This is a genomic window from Marinobacterium stanieri (genome assembly GCF_900155945.1).
Classification (GTDB): domain Bacteria; phylum Pseudomonadota; class Gammaproteobacteria; order Pseudomonadales; family Balneatricaceae; genus Marinobacterium; species Marinobacterium stanieri.
The window spans coordinates 54401-72875 of record NZ_FTMN01000001.1 but is presented as its reverse complement, the minus strand read 5'-3'; the positions used below and the strand labels follow the sequence as shown (position 1 = coordinate 72875).

Here is an 18475-nt window from a genome sequence, read left to right as displayed (position 1 = left end):
TTATAGATTTTGATCACCTACTTTGGGATGATTATTTAATGCATATCAAATACATCTTATAGGGGTGGGCATGGTGATCAATCTGGAACGGCTGCCTGAGAGTCGCTTTGAGTGGATTTTCAGTAACGGTTTTCGGCCCATGTTTGTGCTGGTCAGCCTTCAGGCGCTGCTGGCTTTGGGTGCTTGGCTGGGGTTCTGGGCTGGTTGGTTGCCGGTCCCTGAGCAGCTGCCACAGCCCCTGTTATGGCATGGCCATGAAATGCTGTTCGGATTTGTTGGTGCGGCCATTGGAGGGTTTCTTTTGGCTGCCGTGGCTAACTGGACCGGGCGCAAGCCAGTGTCCGGGTTGCCCCTGGTTTTGTTGGCGCTGTGCTGGTTGCTGGCTCGGGTAGTGGCGTTTTGGGGTGGTGGCTGGCCGCCTGCAGTCAATGCCTTGGGTGCCGTTGCCTACTGGCTGCTGTTGGCATGCCTGTTCGGGCGGGAGCTGATACTGGCCAACAACCGGCGGAACCTGAAAGTTCTGGTGATTATCGGGGCGTTTGCCCTGCTGAGTCTGGCTTTTCATCTGCACTGGCTGCCGGGGCTGGATGTGCTGCATCTGTCACTGGTACTTATCCTGGTATTGCTCACCCTGATTGGCGGGCGCATCACGCCGGCCTTTACCCGCAACTGGTTGAAGCGAACATCCGGGGATGAAAGCCCCATGCCTGCTCTGTTTGGTCCGGTGGATATCACTGCGGCGGCTTTGACACCGCTGGCGGGCGTGGTCTGGGTATTTTGGCCGCAGCAATGGCCGACCGCATTGTTGCTGCTTGGCGCTGGTCTGGCTCAGCTGATAAGGCTGATTCGCTGGCGGGGGTGGCTGACCCGTTCCGAGCCACTGCTGCTGGTACTCCACCTGGGTTACGGCTGGCTGGCAGTGGGTCTTTTACTGCTGGCGGGCAGCAGCGCCGGGCTCTGGCTGGCCAGTGCCAGTGTGCATGCGCTGACGGTCGGGGCCATGGGCGGGATGATCATGGCGGTGGCAGCACGCGCGGCCTTGGGTCATACCGGTCGGGAACTCAAGGCCGGTCCACTGCTGACGCTGGCGTTTATAACCTTGCACCTGGCGGCACTGGTACGGGTTGGGGCAGCAGTTGTGCCGGCAGTCATGATGCAGCTGATAGTAATATCCGGCTTGCTCTGGCTGTTTGCATTCGGATGTTTCGCCTGGCGCTATCTGCCGATTTTGCTGGGGCCTTCAGTCAGTTTCAGTGAACGTCTGAAAACACAAAAGAAAAACTGACTCACATCTCATTGGCCCTGCGGTACGCGCCCTGGTAATCAAACAGGCGCTCACGCACCTGCCAATAGCCGCCCTGGCGGCCTTTCTTGCCTGCTTGCCGGGCAATAACAAAGTCCGGCGAGGGCAGCAATGCTTCGGCATTCACGGCTTCCTGCGCGGTTTTGAACTGGCGAGGCGACTCGCCGTTGCCGCAGCGACGACCAAAGAGCTTGTTGAACAGGGCGCGCTGGGCGGGCCGGTCCAGGTGGAAGCGCTCTCGCAGCTCTTCACCCTGTTCTTCGTGGTACGTCAGCGTCAGGCACTCACCTGAGGCGCTCAGGCTGATGCCAGCGCAACGGATTACACGGGCATCTTTAAGTTGGAGCGCACGCTTGAGCAGGTCGTCCGGGTCAATAATCGCTTCGTTACAGGTTTGACAGTAACGTGCGGCAATATCATTCTCCGCGCCGCAGTGGGGACACTCCTTGAAGCGAAAGCGGTAGTCACACTGCTGTGGTTTTTCACCCTCCATTTCCAGCAGGCCCTGGCAGCGGCGGCCGAAGTGTTCGATCACCTGGCCGTTGTCATCGGTTTTGCCCCAGAAAATATTGGCAAAACCACAGCCGGGGCAGAATACCTGGACCGGCTCGGAATCGGCAGAGGGTTTGGGTGTGCCTACTTCGGGGTGGTGCAGGTTAAAGCCGTTGCCGGCATAGTCGATGACCAGGCAGTTCTCCTTGCCTTCGCTCAGCCGCAGGCCGCGTCCGACAATTTGCTGGTAGAGACTGACTGAAGCAGTGGGTCTCAAAATGGCAATCAGGTCCACGTGCGGCGCATCAAACCCGGTAGTGAGTACCGCCACATTCACCAGAAACTTGAGTTCACGGGCCTTGAACCGGTGGATCAGCTGCTCACGCTCATCCCCCGGTGTCTCGCCAGTAATGACGGCTGTTTGCCCGGGGGGCAGATAGCTGCCGATCTCGTGGGCATGTTCGACCGTAGCCGCGAATACCATGACACCCTGTCGGCTTTGCGACAGCTCTTCTATTTGCTCGCAGATGGCGCGGGTGACGCGAGGGTGCTTGGCCAGAAGGCTGTTCAGCTCACGCTCCGGGTAGTGGCCACTGTCAGATGGCATGAGCGACGAAAAATCATAATGGGCGATAGCGGCATCAACCACTTCAGGTGGTGTCAGGTAGCCGTTGCGGATCATATGGCTCAGAGGCAGTTCGAAGATGCACTGGTCGAACACACGGGGCTCTTCGCTACGCACAAAACCGCGGTAATGGCTGCGATAGATCCAGCCGTAGCCGAGACGGTAAGGGGTTGCCGTTAACCCCAGTACCTTAAGGCCGGGGTTGTGCTCGCGCAGGTGCGCAATAACCTGCTGATACTGGCTGTTTTCATCCTCGCTGACACGGTGGCATTCATCGATGATCAGCAGCGAGAATTGATCGGCAAAGTGTGCCAGGTTGCGTGAAATGGATTGTACGCTGGCAAAGGTTACCTGATGGCTGAATTCCTTGCGCCCAAGCCCGGCAGAAAAAATACCGGCTTCCAGTCCCAGTGCCGCATATTTGGCGTGGTTCTGTTCCACCAGTTCGCGGACATGGGTGATCACCAGGATACGGCGTCGTGCCAGCCGTGCAAGTTCGGCAATGACCAGGCTTTTGCCGGCGCCGGTTGGCAGCACAATGACGGCGGGGTCATCACTGGTGCGAAAGTGCTTCAAAGTGGCGGTAACCGCATCCTGCTGATAGTCACGTAATGTGAAAGCTGGCGGTGTTTGCGCTGGCATGCCGGAATCCTGATACTCAAACAAGGCGGCATCTTAAAAGCTGTGCGTGAAGGGGGCAAACCCTGTAAGGATTCTGCCGTTACTGCGACAGACAGTAACAGGGTTCTGGAGCCATGCCTCGAACTCTTGCCGCAAGGCCCGCTGTTGCAGGCACAGAGAGCAAGAGTTGGTACACTTGAGTGAAAACGTCAGGCTGTTGTTGCCTGTTATCGACAGTAAATGGCTGGAGGCAGGAGAGTGGGGAAGGGGTCCGTACCTGTAAGTGAGTCACAGACAGAAGAGGTCCAGCGCCGGCTGGCCGAGGTGCGTCCACGCTTGCTGGCGTTTGCCCGTCTGCAATTGGGCGATCAGGCGCAGGCGGAAGATCTGGTGCAGGAATCTCTGGTTGCTGCCTGGGAAGGGTTGGACCGGTTTACCGGCTCGGCGCAACTGGAAACCTGGGTGTTTGGCATTCTCAAGCATAAGTTGATCGATGAGATACGTCACCGCAGCCGTGAGCAAACCACGGGGTTTGATCCCGATGACATGCCGGAGGTGGACGGGTTGTTCAACCCCCGTGCGCACTGGCTACCTGCGGCACGTCCCAAGGCCTGGAGCGAACCCGAGCAGGCCTGTATGCAGGATGGTTTCTGGCAGGTGTTCGATTTTTGCGTGTTGCACCTGCCGGAAAGCACGGCGCGGGTATTCTCCATGCGAGAGCTGATGGGGCTTGAGACCAGTGAAATCTGTGACGCGCTGGCGATTAGCGAGCAGAACTGCTGGGTCATTCTGCATCGTGCACGTCTGAAGCTTAGAGCCTGCCTGGAAAACGGCTGGTTCAGTAAGGAGGATAACAATGCAGTCCTGTAAGCGCGCCACTGAACTGATGTCACAACAGCTGGATAGAGAGCTTTCGGCCAGCGAGAAAATGAGCCTGCGCATGCATCTGTTCATGTGCCGGCACTGCCGCAAATGCAACACCCAGTTCAAGGTGCTGCACGATCTGGCATCCGCCCGCTCCCGGGATGGTAAGGACGGTGAGCGCTAGCGACTCTGTTGCATAACGCTCTCGTTGAACGCTCTGGCATATTGGGGGCGCAGGGCGTTCCAGCCCAGGTGCTCAATGTCGGGGCAAGGCAGCGCCTGGCCAGCCTCTTTCAGCGCTGCCAGTTGCTCAAGCGATTTAGTCAGACTGATGGCTTCACCCTGTTCACTGTATCGATACTCTTCTGCAAACAATTCCCGGTAGGCCAGGCGGTCTGGCACCACCGGTGTGCAGCCTGCCGCAACACCCTCTAACACGGCGATACCCTGGAAATCGTGCAGGGCCGTGGACAGCACTGCATCGCTGCCTTGTAGCAGGGCTCGGTACTCCTGTATGGACTCAACATGTCCCCAGCGGCCCAGCTTCTGGTGCTGTTCAAGCAATTGCCTAATGTCTTCGAATACCGCCGGCGTGTGTCTGAACTGCTGGCCAACCAGGTTCAGTCTGAAGTCCAGGTTTGCCGCCAGCATCTGCTCTACGGCAGCCTTGAGAAGCTCGGGGCCTTTGTCATATTCCCAGCGATGGTTCCACACGAGCTCCAGCGGACCTGTAGAGGGTTTGGAGGGGCAAAATACCTCGGCGGGCAAGGGTACCGGAATGACCTCTGACTTTTGCTCGATTAATGCCACCAGGTCAGGCGGTACCTGGTCCGGCAGCTTGTGCAGCAGTTTTCGGGCCCCTTGCAGCAGCGTATCGCGATTGAATGCCGAGTTGAATACGATGCGGTCTGCAGCCAGGGCGTTGTAAAGATTCAGGATTTGCGGCTCGACACTTTTGACGGCATGGGCTGATTCCGGGTAGGCAAACTGATTCTCGTGGAAATACACCAGCGTTGGGATATTTGCCAGGGCAGGCACCAAACCCTTGAGCCCGGTCAGGTCCACCATGGAGGTTGCAACGATAAGATCATAGGGCTGCTCCAGCGTTGCCCGCTCGTTGAATGCCCAGCTCAGGCTGTTGCCACGGATACGCCAGGCAAAGTAGCGAGGCGGCAGGCTCAGTATGGTCCACTGGTGTTCAGGAAAGGCTTTTACCAGTCCCTGGCGCCAGTAACGATGGCTCATTGCGTCGTAGGCCGAGAGCAACAGGATGCGCATGCAAAGGTCTCTGTTTCGGGTGGGTGAGGGATTGTGCCAGAAGCGGGTGTCACTTGTCAGAAGGGTAATCCACTGCTTGACTAAGACTGTATCTATGGAGGAGGACTGTTGATGTCTGGAACAGTGCTGATTACCGGCTGTGGCCGTGGTTTGGGTCTTGAGTTTGCCTACCAGTACGCCAGGGATGGTTGGCATGTGCATGCCTGTTGTCGTGACCTGGTTCACGCTGAAGATTTGCTGGCACTTGAGGCACGTTTTCCTGAACAGATAGACCTGCATACGCTGGACGTCACCAAAGATGGTCAGATCAAAGCGCTGGATCGAGTCTTGGGCGATGCCACGCTGGATGTCTTGATCAACAATGCGGGGTATTACGGACCCAAGGGCGTTACATTTGGCAACCTGGAGCGTGAGCTTTGGCGTCAGGTGTTGGAAACCAACACACTCAGTCCTTTGATGCTGGCGCAAGCCCTGTATCCCCGTGTGGCTGCCAGCAAGCATAAGACGATCGCTTTCTTGAGCAGTAAGGTGGGCAGTATTGCCGATAATGGCTCGGGTGGCGGTTACTACTACCGCAGTTCCAAGACGGCGCTGAATCAGGCGGTGAAAAGTCTGTCGATCGACCTTGAAGGTGCTGGCATCAAAGTAGTGGCATTGCATCCGGGCTGGGTGCAAACTGACATGGGTGGGCCCAATGCGTTGATTACAGTTGAAGAAAGCGTCAGTGGTTTGAGGGAGGTGCTGGCCGATTTGCAACCTGCTCAAAGTGGTACTTTTCTGGACTATCAAGGATCAGCGATTCCCTGGTAATCCGCCTTGAAAGCGGCAGGACAAGTGGTGTCCCCTGAGTGCAAAGTGAAGGAGTACACAGTGCGCCAGCGCCCCTATAAATTGCTTGAATATGTCGCCTTGTACGTGGCCTTTGGTCTGCTCTGGATTCATGGATCAGATTCTCTGGTTGCCTATCTCACCGGCGAAAATACTGATCTGTTTGCGACCATTAGTCGGGTCAAGGGCAGCCTGTTCATTGTAGTGACAGCGCTGTTTTTCTATTTTGCGCTGTTACGTACAAGCAAGTCAGGTCAGGCAAGCCCGGAAACCGGCCGCTTTGATCTCCCCATTTTGCTGTCAGGATTATTGCTGGTCCTTTCAGCGCCCTTGCTCGGTGGCCCCCTCAGTCATTTTCTTGCTGACACACTGTTAGTACCTCATTGGGTTGGATTGCTTTTGGCAGGTGTTGTCGCTGCCGGGATCGTTTTATTTCTGCTGGCGGTCTACCGGCAAAAGCTCGCATCCCGTTTCGATGAGCACCTGAGCCAGGAGGTATCTCGACGAGAAGACTTGATGACGCATTTCTTTGAGCTGCCGTTTGTGGGCATGGCGTTGGCAGACCCGAACACTGGCCGCTGGATTCGGGTCAACGAACAGTTGCTGCACATGCTGGGGTATAGCGCAGATCAGCTGTATGCCCTGAGCTGGCAGGAACTGACCCATCCAGATGATCTTGCCGATGATGAAGGCATCTTTGCGCAGCTCATGGCAGGGGAAATTGACTGTTACCAGCTTGAAAAGCGCTTCATGAGCGCCTCGGGAGACGCAATTCCGGTGCGAATATCGGTGCGGCTGATCAATACCCGAGAGGGTGTTCCCGAATTTATTGTCGGCATGGTGCAGGATTTGACGCAGGAGCATCATCAGCAGCGCTTGCTCCGTCGTGAGACCAGCCTTTACAACATGCTGTCACAGATTAATCAGTTGATACTGTACAGTCGTTCAGAGCAAGAGGTGCTCCAGTCCGCCTGTGATATAGCGGTCACGCTGGATTCGCTTACGTTTGCCTGGGTGGGTAGCTGTAATGAACAGCGTCATCTGCAAACAGTTCTGGCACATGCCGGCAAAAGTAATGTTGATCAGGGATTTGATGACCTGTTCGCTCTCTTTCAGCGTCACCCTGGCCGGGGGCTCAGCGAGAAGGCGCTGGTCGAAGAGCGAACGGTAGTTGAGAACGATAGCCTGAACAGCCCTGATTATGCGCCCTGGCTGGATTTCACCAAGCGTTTTCAGTGTCGCTCAGCCATTGCGCTGCCGATTCGAAAAAATGGCAGGATTTTCGCCAACCTAACGCTTTACTCCGGCGAAACGGCGTTCTTTGGCGAGCGCCTGGTGCAAACTCTGGAAGAAATGGCCAGTGATATCGGGTTTGCGCTTGATTCCATTCAGCGTGACAAGGCACTGGAAGTGGCCAATCAGGTGATCAACTCCAGCCCCTTTGTCCTGGTGCGTTGGGATAATGCGCCAGGCTGGCCAGTCAGGTTTGTCTCCGACAATATCCGCCGCTGGGGTGTCAGCCCTGAGGATATTCTCCACGACAGCAATGTGTTTGAAGAGTTGATACACCCCGAGGACCGGGAACGCATCGCCGCCGAAGTGGCAAGTCACCTTGATCATGGCGCGCTTGAATACTCGCAACTGTACCGTATGGTTCTGCCTGACCAGCAGGTCCATTGGGTAGATGATCATACCCATATCATCACCAACGAAGAGGGTGATGTAGTGGGGTTTGAAGGTGTGCTGGTTGATGTGACCGAGCGGCAGGTGCAAGAGAGCCGCCTGCGTCAAGCAGCGGCTGTCGTGAACAGTACCCGTGAAGGGGTGATTATCACCGATGCGCATCAACGCATTGTTCAAGTGAATCCGGCTTTCACGGAAATGTTCGACTGGACGGAAGCGGATCTGCTGAACCAGACGCCCAGCGTACTTCGTTCGGGCCTGCATGCACCGGCTTTCTATGCCGAAATATTGCGAACACTTGAATCTGAGGGACATTGGCAAGGGGAAATCATATCGCGACGTAAAGGCGGGGATTCGTTTCCGGCGCTGTTGAGTATCAGCCAGGTAAAAGACAGCCAGGGTGATATCACCCACTATGTCGGCGTCTACACAGACCTGACACGGCTGAAGAAAAATGAGTCGCAGATCGAGTTTCTGAGTAACTATGACAGTCTCACCGAGTTGCCCAATCGCCACCTGCTGTTCAGCCGTTTGGGGAACTGCATTCAGTACAACCGTCGACACAAGCGCCGCTCTGCACTTTTGATGGCTGACCTGGACAACTTTAAGGATATTAATGACAGCCTGGGTCACCTGGAAGGAGATAAGCTGTTGGTCCAGGTGGTTCAGCGTTTCAAGACACGAATCAGGGAAGAAGACAGCCTGTTCCGGCTTGGCGGCGATGAGTTTGCCGTGCTGCTTGAGGATATTGGTGGCAGTGAGCAGGCCGCGGCGGTGGCTGATGATTTGATGCGTCAGCTGGATACGGGGTTTGTACTGGGGGATGGTGTTGAAGTCAGAAGCAGTGTGAGCCTGGGTATCAGCATGGTTGATGGCAGTACGGACAGTCCGGCAGAGGTTCTGCAGCAGGCCGATGCAGCCCTGTTCAAGGCCAAGGAGCAGCGTGGCAGTCTGAGTTTCTTCAGTGATGACCTGACCAGCAGTGCCCGCCGTCGACTCGATATGGAGCGCCGTCTTCGTTACGCCCTTGAGCATGGTGAACTGAGCCTCTATTACCAGCCACAGTGGGATATTGAAACCGGTGCCATGACCGGGTTGGAGGCCCTGATTCGTTGGCAGGATCCGGAAGAAGGGCTTATTTCGCCTGCGGACTTCATACCCGTTGCCGAACAGAGCAATTTGATCGGCAGTATTGGCCGCTGGGTTGTGCTTGAAGCCTGTCGCCAGTTGGCAGACTGGCGTGGACGGGGGATTATTACGCCGCGTGTGGCGATCAACGTATCGGCCCAGCAGCTGCTGTACCATGACCTGGTCGAGATTGTAGCCGGTGCCCTGGATGAAACCGGTATACCTCCGCGGCTATTGGAGGTTGAGTTGACCGAGGGCGTGCTCATGTCGGCGGCGGTCAGCCCGGAGAAAATGCTGCATGAGCTGCGGCAGCTGGGCGTGCGCATGGCCATTGATGACTTTGGCACCGGCTACTCATCACTGGCCTACCTTAAGCGCTTCCCCATCGATGTTCTTAAAATCGACAAGTCCTTCACTGATGATCTGCTCACCAGCCGTGAGGCCAGTGCGGTGGTCGAAACCATTATCGTACTGGGCCATAAACTGGGTCTGACTGTGCTGGCTGAAGGGGTCGAGACCAGTGATCAGCTAGAGGAGCTTGAGCGTCTGGGCTGTCATCAATTCCAGGGATATTTGCGCAGTAAGCCTCTGCCAGTTAATGAACTTGAAGATTTTTTGATCTCGTACAAGTGTTGATTTGCGACAAAAGTAGTATGAACGGTCGCTATCGTGTCGAGTAAATGTGGTTTGTTAGCGTCAATTTGTGTAGCATCGGATGACCGAGCCGAATTTGGTGGCATCCGAGTATTAATGTGACCCTGTCCGTAGCCAATGGTGTGACCTTGCGCACCCTGATATTGAATCTGTTTCTGGCCCTTGGCTATGCTGCGCTGGGGGTTGCCCTGCTCAACACCGGGCTGCATGAGCAGATCGTTCCCCTTTGGCTCCCGGCCGGACTTGGGTTGGCAGCTGTTCTCAAAGGCGGTTTACGCTATTTGCCAGGCATTGGTCTGGGCAGCCTTACGGCCAACATCCTCATCCCCGCATTATCGACAACTCCCGACATTTCACATGTGATAACAGCTGCCATGATTGCATCGGGCGCCATGTTGCAGACGGCGCTCGCAGCTCATCTGATCAACCGTTTTGAAGTCAATCCACTGGCACCAAAGCGTGAGCGTTGGATGCTGCTTTATCTGCTCTACGGCGGTCTGCTGACATGCACAATCAATGCGACCGTGGGCACCCTGTCCGTTACCTTTATCAATGATTCCAGCGGCAGTTTGGGTTTGCTGCTTGATTGGCTGAGTTGGTGGCTGGGTGACAGCTTCGGGGTGATTCTGGGTACACCTCTGTTTCTGTCGCTGTTCTCCCTTGCCAACAGAAAACAGGGCAGGGGCGCACGACTGCTGCCTCTGAGGCTGAGCGGCATCCTGCTGGCTGCACTGGTGGTCAACCAGATCTATCTGGTGCACCTGTCGGGTTTGTTGCAAACCAGCTTTCGACAGGATGCGCAGCTGATCGAGGCGCGTATCCAGTCGCTGGTGCAAAAGAATCTCAGTGAGCTGATGCGGCTGGGCCAGGAACTGACCAAAACTACGGATCTTACGCCACAGCAGTTTGCCAAGCTGGTCGGGCCAGCGCTTGAGAGTAGTCCGGGGTTGCGCGCCTATTCCTGGGATCCACTGGTAAAAGGTGAAGACCGTGCTGCATTTGAGCGGGAAACGGCACAGCTATTGGAAATGCCGGAGTACGCCATCTACGGTGGCCCGATACAGCAGCAGGATATGCTGATTCCGGTACAGTTCGTTGAACCCCTGCGTGCCAACCGGACGGCGCTGGGCTTCAATCTCTACTCCCGGGAAGACCGACGCCGCTGGGTGTTGCTGGCTCAGACGCAGGGACAAGCCGTTGCCACCGGCATCCTCAACCTGACTCAGGCGCCGGATGAGCCCGGGCTGTTGTTACTGCAGCCGGTGTATCGCTTTGTTGGCGGCAATGATTTGCTGGCCAGTAGCCGCGAGCTCAAGGGCTTTATCGTCGGCGTCTTTACGGTATCCCAGTTGCTGGAAGCCGCGATGCAGCATTCCGGTGTGCAAAGCGTTTACCTGCGGGCGTCTGAACCCGGTGCAGAGCCCTTTTTCCAGTCGCAGAAAGCAGGTATCAATCTGCCCAACATGGACCTGAATGCCGAATTCAACATCCAGTTGGCTCAGCAAACCTGGGAGCTTGAGGCCTTTGCCGGTACAGACTATCTGGCGGCGCATCCCATCAGTCAGGCCATGTATCTGCAGGTGCTGCTGGTCGGCATCAGCTGTTTGGGCTCCTTGCTGGTGCTGTCCATGTACACGCGTGAGCAGCTGCTGGAGGCACGGGTACGACAGAAAACCCAGGAGCTGTCCTGGCAAGCCCGTCATGATGACCTGACACGCCTGCAGAATCGAAAAGGGCTGCATGAGTCTCTGGTAAACAGAGTGGAAGACGCCAGCCCCTTCGGTTTGCTGTTTCTGGACCTGGATCGTTTCAAGCTGATAAACGACTCTCTCGGGCATCAGGTCGGTGATCATTTGTTGCAGCGGCTGTCAGCCGTTTTTCTGCAGAGTATTGGGCCGACATCTGAAATATACCGCATGGGCGGTGACGAGTTTATTTTGCTGGTTCCAGGTGATGCAGCTGCGGCAACGGCGGAGGCCGAAACCTTGCTGGAGATAGCCGCGCGCACCTATGCGGTGGATGAGCATCGCCTCCAGTTGACCGCCAGTATTGGTATCAGTCTGTTCCCGAGTCACGGCCGTGATCTTGAAAGCCTCATCCAGCATGCGGATACGGCCATGTATCGCGCCAAATCGCTGGGGAAAAATCGCTATGAGCTCTACAGCGAAGAGCTGACTACGGATGCGCGCTATCACCTGGAAGTGGAGCAGGACTTGCGGCAGGCGCTGAAATCGAACCAGTTTGTGCTGCACTATCAGCCGCAGTTCAATCTGGAAGATGAGCAGCTCTGTGGCTATGAGGCGCTGGTGCGTTGGCAGCACCCTGAGCTTGGACTGCTTGGGCCGGACAAGTTTATTCCGGTTGCGGAAGAAACGCAGCTGATCGTGCCGCTGGGATGGCAGATTATCGATAGCGTTTGCCGCCGAGTAGAGCGCTGGCTGCGCGATGGCATTGATGTGCCCATGGTCGCCATCAATATTTCGCCGCAACAGCTGTTGCAGGCAGATTTCATTCAGCGTCTCAACGGGCTGGTGGACCAGTATGGCCTGCCGCGTCACTTGCTGGAGCTGGAAATTACCGAGTCGATGATTCTGAAGGACCCGGATTTTGTCATCCAGCAGTTACAGCGGTTGCGTTTGTCCGGCTATCACCTGGCTCTGGATGACTTTGGTACGGGTTACTCTTCGTTGGACAGAATCAAGTACCTTCCGCTGCACCGGATCAAAATCGACAAAAGCTTCACCCGCGATATCGGTCGTAATCCGAAAGATGAAGCGGTCATCATCAGTGCCATTGCGCTGGGGCGCAGCCTTGGCGTTGAAGTATTGGCAGAAGGTGTAGAAACCGAGGCTCAGTGCGACTTCCTGCGCCGCCATGAGTGTAACTCGGCCCAGGGTTATCTCTTTGGCAAACCGGTACCGCCGGAAGTTGTCTCCCAGTGTGCCTTTAAAAAGCTCGGCTGATCTGCCTGGCATCCCCTTTATATCCCTGTTTTTTAAGCGGAAATAGCCAGGTCTCTGGCTCGCAATGATCATCATTCAGTTGATGTTATGTTATAACAAATGTATCTTTGTTGTTATGTTGTAACATTAAAGGTGTAATCGCATTATGTTTTCTCACAAGGCACGCTGGCTGATCCCCCTCACGTTTATTGCCGGTTCGCAGGCACATGCGGAACTGCAGGCACCAGACATCAGCCTCACCGTCGACGCTTATCACAAATCCGACAACACAGCGCTGGGCGGTCGTGTGGAGGACCTGGGGCTGAGCCACACTGAATTGGCACTGCGTCAGCAGTTTGGCAGTCTGGCGATGGGTAAGCTCACCGCTGTGGCAGAATCCAATAAAGAAGAGACGGATTTCTCGATCGAGGAGGCCTATCTGCAGACATTGGCATTGCCGGCGGGGCTGACTCTGCGTGGTGGTCGTTTCCTGTCGGATATCGGCTACCTGAACGGCCAGCATCCCCATGCAGACAGCTTTACCGAGCGGCCCCTGATGTACCGCGCCTTCCTGGGCGGGCATTACTACGATGACGGTGTAGGTCTCAGCGTGGTCATGCCGACTGATCTGTACTGGCGTGTCAGTGCCGAAGCCTTTGATGGTGAAGAGCTGGGCGAATTTGAAAGTGATTCGACCATCGGCACCTGGGCGCTTTCTACTACTTTGGGGGGCGATATCTCCGACTCCCAGAGTTGGCAGGCCGGGGTCAGCTACTTGCGCAACCGTATGTTGGGCCACGCGGAAGAGGAGCATGACGACCACGATCATCATGACCATCACGACGAGCATGAAGATGATCACCACGGACACAGTCATGGCGCCGAATATGCCGGTGAACACCTCTACATGGCGGACCTGGTGTGGAAGTGGGCGCCCCGTGGCAATAACCGGGACCAGCAGCTGACACTGTCTGCCGAGTACATGCGTGTCACTGATCTCAACGAATACGCGTCCAGTGATGATTACCATGAAGGCTGGTATGGCTCAGCCGTTTACCGCTTTGCGCCGGAGTGGAGTCTGGGCGTGCGCCAGGGGCGTGTGAAGCTGAAGCTTGGACATGGTGATCATTTCCATGATGGCGAGCTTGAGGAAACAACAGCCATGTTGGCCTGGAATCCGACCCATACCCAGACCCTGCGTTTGCAGTATACCCATCAGGACGCGGTACAGGACTGGGATGACACCTTCGCCGGTGCGGATAATGCCGTTACCCTGCAGTACATCATCAGCTTTGGCGCCCATGATGCACATTCGTTCTAAGCTGAGTGCTCTGGCGCTGGTGGCGGCATTGCCGCTGCCGGCCCAGGCGTTGAACCTGTTTGCCTGCGAGCCTGAATGGGCCTCGCTGGCAGGCGTGCTCGCGCCCGAGGCAAAGATCAGCAGTGCCACCCATGTGTATCAGGATCCGCATTACATAGAAGCGCGTCCCAGCCTCATTGCCCGTTTGCGTCGCGCGGACCTTGCTGTATGCAGTGGTGCCGCGCTGGAAGCCGGCTGGCTGCCGGCCCTGCAGCAACGTGCAGCCAACCCTGATGTTCAGCCAGGCCAGCAGGGCATGCTCTATGTGGCCCAGTGGGTGGAAACCATCGATAAAATGGAGTCAGTGTCCTTTGGGGTAGGGCATGTGCACCCGGAGGGCAACCCACACCTGCATTTGGACCCCGAACGCATGCGTCAGGCCGGCGCTGTGCTGAGTCAACGTTTGGCCCAGCTGGACCCCGAGCGCCGAGATGCCTATAAGGTAGACTATTTGCGCTGGTCCATGCAGTGGGAGCAAAAACTGGCCGACTGGAAAAAACGTGCCGAACCGCTGCGAGGTAGAAAGCTGGTGGTGCAGCACACGACCTTTGATTACCTCTGGCGCTGGCTGGGTATGGACGTGGTTGCTGATCTGGAGCCCAAGCCCGGTGTGCCACCAACTCCGGGGCATTTGGCAACACTGGTCAAGCAGGTGGAGCAAGAGAGGCCACTGGCAATCGTACACAGCTGGTATCAGGATCCACAAAGTGCGAACTGGTTATCAGAGCGAACCGGCGTGCCGGTGCTGTCACTGCCATCAACCACTGCACCTGATGAAGGGGTCGTAACGCCAGCTGACCTGTTTGAACATCTGCTTCAGCAACTTCTGGAGCTTGAACGTGCTGGTTGAACTGGAGCTGCTTCTGCCTCCTCTGGTGGCAGGGCTCCTGGTGCTCTGCACCCATCTGCCACTTGGCATGCAAGTGTTGGCGCGTGGCATTCTGTTTATCGATCTGGCCATTGCCCAGCTCGCCGCCCTGGGGAGCCTGCTGGCGCAGCAGATGGGCGCAGGCAGTATGCTGTCGATTTTCTGCGGCATGCTGCTGGCCATATTGGGGGCTTTGCTCGTGGGGCGACTGGCGCAGCGTTTTTCGGAATATCGGGAAGCGTTGATCGGGCTGCTCTATGTGGCAGCGGCATCTGTGTGCCTGTTGGTGCTGACGGCCGACCCCCATGGCGGCCAGCGTCTGGCCAGTAGCTTAAATGGTGACATCCTCTGGGTCAGTTGGCCGGAAATGTTGCCACTGGCATTGATCACCCCGGTCTTCCTGTTGCTTTGGTGGCGAGGTGGTGGCCAGAAAGATGCCGTTTTCTATCCGGCTTTTGCTTTGCTGGTTAGCCTGTCGGTGCCATTGCTGGGGATTTACCTGGTGTTTGTTACCCTGATTGCACCTGCATTAGTGGCTCAGTTAAGTCAAAGCAGGAGCTGGGCACTGGCGGGAGCCGTATGCGGATATCTTGCTGGTCTGCTGTTGGCCTGGCAGTTGGACTGGCCAGCAGGGGCAACGGTGGTGTTGGCGCTGCTGGTTACCAGTGTGTTGGTTGCCTGGAGAGTGAAACGGCCTGAAGCTGCTTATTCGGGTGGCGGCGGGTCCGGCAGTTCGTATGGCTGAATGCGGAAGGCTTCCAGTCGGTAGCCGGCTGTGCCCATCTCGTGACTGTAAACCTCGGTAGTCAGCCGGCCGCTGATCAGCACTGCATCGTACAGGCTTTCCACCCGGGTGCCGGGCTCGTAATGCACATCGATAATCTGGTTTGAAGGTGGCGGGGGAACGTGAATACAAGCGCCAAAATAGGGAACCAGAAAGAAACGATCCACCACATCGCCGACGCCTTCCAGTGGCACCACAAACCCGGGAATACTGACCATGCGCCCGTCCATGTCTTCCACCACAGGTGCCGAAGCCAGCGTTTGCATCATCTCATCAAACATTCGCTGGGCCTTGTCACTGTAATCATCCAGGTCGATATAGTCCGGATTGCTGTACATATCTTCCAGAGTGACGATGTAGCTGGGTGGCATCAGGCTCTCCCACTCGATTTCAGTGGCCGTTTCACCATTGATCACAATGCTGTCTTCGGTCCAGCCGAGTGGTATGTAAAGACAGAATAGCAGTGCCAGCAGGCGTTTCATCCAGTTTCCTCAATAGTGTCGTATCAGATGGTTGGCTCGCGCCTGGCGCCAGCCTTTAAGCGCGGGAACCAAGCCTGCCAGTGTACCCAATATCAGGATGGTAAGGCACTGTAGCCACTGTTGTAATGACAGAGGTGCCAGTGGCAGATAGATGCCGAAAGTATCCAGCAGTGGGCCGCGTATCGCCATCAGCATCACCTGCAGCAACAGGATACCCAGCAGTGTGCCGGCGGCTGTCAGCAGTGTCGACTCCAGAACCAGCAGCAATGCTACACGCCAGGGTGGACAGCCAAGTGCCCGGAGCACTGCAATCTCGTGTTGCCTTTGCTGCATGCCCACCAGAAGGAGTGCAAGCATGCCTATCAGGCCGGTCAGCAAGGCGGCCGAGGCGACCACCAACAGGGATTTCTCGGCAACGCCAATGATCTGCCATAGCTCCTGCAGCGCCAGGCCCGGCAGCACGGCCGTCAAGGGCTCTTCGCTGCGCGTGTTCAGGGCGCGCTGGAGATGAAAGGTTTGCAGCCTGGATTTGAGACCGACCAGAACGGCAGTGACCTCTTTGGGCGTTAACTCCTGTTGCCGCGCCTGCTCCGGTGTGATTTTCAGCCCGGGCAAGGGAACACCTGCACGCCAGCCCAGGTGTACTGCTTCCAGACCTTCCAGAGAAACCAGTACGGCCCGGTCCAGCGGTGTACCCGTGGGTGCCAGGATGCCGCTGACCAAGAAGGGCAGGTTGTCATGTTTCATGAAGCTGGTATTGCCACTGCCATGGGCGATTACGATCTTATCGCCGGGGTTGTAGCCAAGTCGCGCAGCCACTTCGGCACCGACCACTACATCGAACAGATCGGTAAACGTCTGGCCTTGGGCAAATTCCAGAGGTTGAGCCTGACCATAGCGGAAGTGCTCAAACATGGCGTTGCTGGTGCCGACAACACGGTAGCCACGGTGAGAATCACCCAGCGACAGGGGTATGGTCCAGGCGACACGCGGGTCCTCGGCCAGCTGTTGCTGACTTGACCAGCGGATGTTGCTGGTAGCATTGCCGATATGGAACACGGAGTACAACAGCAGCTGAACCGGCCCCGAGCGAGCGCCTACGATCAGGTCAGTACCTGAAACACTGCTGAAAAACGCTTCACGACTCTGTTCGCGTACCTGCTGAACGCCCAACAGCAGGGCTGTACTGAGTGCAATAGTGAGCAGCGTCAGAATCAGGCTGGTGCGACGGCTAAGCAGGCTTTTCAGTGCCAGTGAAAAAAGCATCAGGGCTGGGCCTCAAGGCTGAGATGATGGCTGAAGAAGGAAGCCAGGGCCGGGTCGTGGCTGACCAATACCAAGGAGCTGCCGCACTGGGCGCTCTCTTCCAGCAGCAGTTCGATAAACAGATCACGGTGGTGTGAGTCCAGTGCCGAGGTGGGTTCATCGGCTATGATTAGAGACGGCGAGCCAATCAGGGCACGGGCGGCGGCCACACGCTGCTGCTGGCCAATGGATAGCTGGGTGATTGGGCGTTTGCCAAGCGCCAAGACATCCAGACCCAGTCTTTGCAACAACCGCTCCGCCTCTTGATGCAACGAGCCACTGCGTGCTTTGGCATTCTCGCTGCGGGCTTTGGAGAAGCGGCAGGGCAGGCTGACGTTTTCGATCAGGTCAAGATAGGGCAGCAGGTTAAACTGTTGGAATAATATGCCCAGACGATCAGCTCTCAGCTGATCCAGCTGGCGCCGTGACAGCTCAGCCATCACCTGTCCGGCGACCTGGATCTGGCCCTGATAGCCGGCCAGAAAACCGCCTAGCAGGTTGAGCAGGGTGCTTTTACCGCTGCCGGAAGGCCCTTGTATAAACAGGTGATCCCCGGCTGTGAGCTCCAGAGCAGCTATGTTGATTAATTGGGGACCCTCTGGCCAGGCGAAGCGGACATCGGTAAGGCTCAAGACCGGATTCATGGCAGTTCCACGTGACCCTGGCCGGCATTAATGTCGATACGGTGCAGTCGATCCGGAGCGATGAATTGAAGCCTCAGGCGTTCAATATCAGGGTATTTTTGCATGATAGGCAGTTCCAGCTGGCGCAGGGCTTCGGCACGTGCACAGACATACTGATATTCGGCCATCAGATCAGCATGCTGGTGGTCACCGTGGTCACCGTGGTCACCGTGGTCACCGTGGTCACCGTGGTCACCGTGGTCATGGGCCCCGGCAGTGGCAAAGGGACTTTGCAGCAAAACTCTGCTCAGTGAGCAATCTGCATCCTCTGGCAAGCGTATAAGTAAGTCAGGTGTTTGCATATCCTGCTTGACCTGCTCCCAGCGGGATTGTTCCTCCTTTGTCGCTGGCTGGTACTCAAATCCCGTCAGGTTGGCCAGTGGGGAACTGATTGAGATGAGCAGCGTCGGAGGTTCCAGTACCATGTCGAGATAAGCCTGGCCGTGCTGGTGTGGCGCAGCCAGAGCAGTGCTGGTGGCAAGCAACAGCGGAAGCGATTTCAGCAAAGCGTTCATGGTAAAGCCTCAAGCTGGAGAGTTTGCTGAATGTTACTCTATAACAGCAATATTGAAACC

At 56.5% G+C, this 18475-nt stretch carries 15 protein-coding genes; 9 read left to right on the top strand and 6 right to left on the bottom strand.

Annotation, left to right across the window (positions count from 1 at the left end):
• Positions 1-70: 70 nt before the first annotated feature.
• Complete coding sequence (locus BW956_RS00320; RefSeq protein WP_076459962.1) at positions 71-1285, top strand: NnrS family protein; 1215 nt, start codon at positions 71-73, stop codon at positions 1283-1285.
• Position 1286: 1 nt separating this feature from the next.
• Here the strand turns inward: BW956_RS00320 and radD are convergent, their stop codons facing one another.
• Positions 1287-3062, bottom strand: a complete 1776-nt coding sequence (radD, locus tag BW956_RS00315; RefSeq protein WP_076459960.1) for a DNA repair helicase RadD — start codon at positions 3060-3062, stop codon at positions 1287-1289.
• Positions 3063-3299: 237 nt separating this feature from the next.
• On the opposite strand from radD, the gene BW956_RS00310 reads away from it, so the two are divergent.
• Positions 3300-3911: a sigma-70 family RNA polymerase sigma factor gene (locus BW956_RS00310; RefSeq protein WP_076459958.1), complete on the top strand. Its 612-nt coding sequence runs from the start codon at positions 3300-3302 to the stop codon at positions 3909-3911.
• Positions 3898-4089, top strand: a complete 192-nt coding sequence (locus BW956_RS00305) for a zf-HC2 domain-containing protein (RefSeq protein ID WP_076459957.1) — start codon at positions 3898-3900, stop codon at positions 4087-4089. The genes BW956_RS00310 and BW956_RS00305 overlap by 14 nt, the downstream gene beginning before the upstream one ends.
• On the opposite strand, the gene BW956_RS00300 is transcribed toward BW956_RS00305, so the two are convergent.
• Positions 4086-5183 carry a tRNA-queuosine alpha-mannosyltransferase domain-containing protein gene (locus tag BW956_RS00300; protein ID WP_076459955.1) on the bottom strand — a complete coding sequence of 366 codons (1098 nt, stop codon included), beginning with the start codon at positions 5181-5183 and terminating at the stop codon, positions 4086-4088. The genes BW956_RS00305 and BW956_RS00300 overlap by 4 nt on opposite strands.
• 111 nt (positions 5184-5294) lie before the next feature.
• On the opposite strand from BW956_RS00300, the gene BW956_RS00295 reads away from it, so the two are divergent.
• The 6 genes from BW956_RS00295 to BW956_RS00270 all read left to right on the top strand — a co-directional run bounded on the left by BW956_RS00295 (position 5295) and on the right by BW956_RS00270 (position 15391).
• Positions 5295-5993, top strand: coding sequence for an SDR family oxidoreductase (locus BW956_RS00295; RefSeq protein WP_076459953.1), 699 nt, complete (start codon positions 5295-5297; stop codon positions 5991-5993).
• A 45-nt stretch (positions 5994-6038) separates the two neighbouring features.
• Positions 6039-9458, top strand: coding sequence for a GGDEF domain-containing phosphodiesterase (locus BW956_RS00290; protein WP_139327099.1), 3420 nt, complete (start codon positions 6039-6041; stop codon positions 9456-9458).
• Between the two features lie 116 nt (positions 9459-9574).
• A complete protein-coding gene (locus tag BW956_RS00285; protein WP_076459949.1) occupies positions 9575-12439 on the top strand; it encodes a bifunctional diguanylate cyclase/phosphodiesterase in 2865 nt (954 codons plus the stop codon).
• Positions 12440-12584: 145 nt separating this feature from the next.
• The gene (locus tag BW956_RS00280; RefSeq protein WP_076459948.1) at positions 12585-13739 is read left to right on the top strand and encodes a porin family protein; all 1155 of its coding nucleotides are present in this window, start codon (positions 12585-12587) and stop codon (positions 13737-13739) included.
• Positions 13723-14628, top strand: a complete 906-nt coding sequence (locus BW956_RS00275) for a metal ABC transporter substrate-binding protein (protein ID WP_076461235.1) — start codon at positions 13723-13725, stop codon at positions 14626-14628. Before BW956_RS00280 ends, BW956_RS00275 begins: the two co-directional genes overlap by 17 nt.
• The gene (locus BW956_RS00270; protein WP_139327098.1) at positions 14618-15391 is read left to right on the top strand and encodes a metal ABC transporter permease; all 774 of its coding nucleotides are present in this window, start codon (positions 14618-14620) and stop codon (positions 15389-15391) included. The genes BW956_RS00275 and BW956_RS00270 overlap by 11 nt, the downstream gene beginning before the upstream one ends.
• On the opposite strand, the gene BW956_RS00265 is transcribed toward BW956_RS00270, so the two are convergent.
• The 4 genes from BW956_RS00265 to BW956_RS00250 are packed head-to-tail and all read right to left on the bottom strand — an operon-like array spanning position 15352 to position 18415.
• Complete coding sequence (locus tag BW956_RS00265) at positions 15352-15912, bottom strand: DUF3299 domain-containing protein (RefSeq protein WP_076459946.1); 561 nt, start codon at positions 15910-15912, stop codon at positions 15352-15354. The genes BW956_RS00270 and BW956_RS00265 overlap by 40 nt on opposite strands.
• Positions 15913-15921: 9 nt before the next feature.
• Positions 15922-17178, bottom strand: a complete 1257-nt coding sequence (locus BW956_RS00260; RefSeq protein ID WP_217695074.1) for an ABC transporter permease — start codon at positions 17176-17178, stop codon at positions 15922-15924.
• Positions 17178-17861: an ABC transporter ATP-binding protein gene (locus tag BW956_RS00255; protein ID WP_076459943.1), complete on the bottom strand. Its 684-nt coding sequence runs from the start codon at positions 17859-17861 to the stop codon at positions 17178-17180. Before BW956_RS00255 ends, BW956_RS00260 begins: the two co-directional genes overlap by 1 nt.
• Positions 17858-18415, bottom strand: a complete 558-nt coding sequence (locus tag BW956_RS00250) for a ZrgA family zinc uptake protein (RefSeq protein ID WP_076459941.1) — start codon at positions 18413-18415, stop codon at positions 17858-17860. The genes BW956_RS00255 and BW956_RS00250 overlap by 4 nt, the downstream gene beginning before the upstream one ends.
• Between the last annotated feature and the right edge of the window lie 60 nt (positions 18416-18475).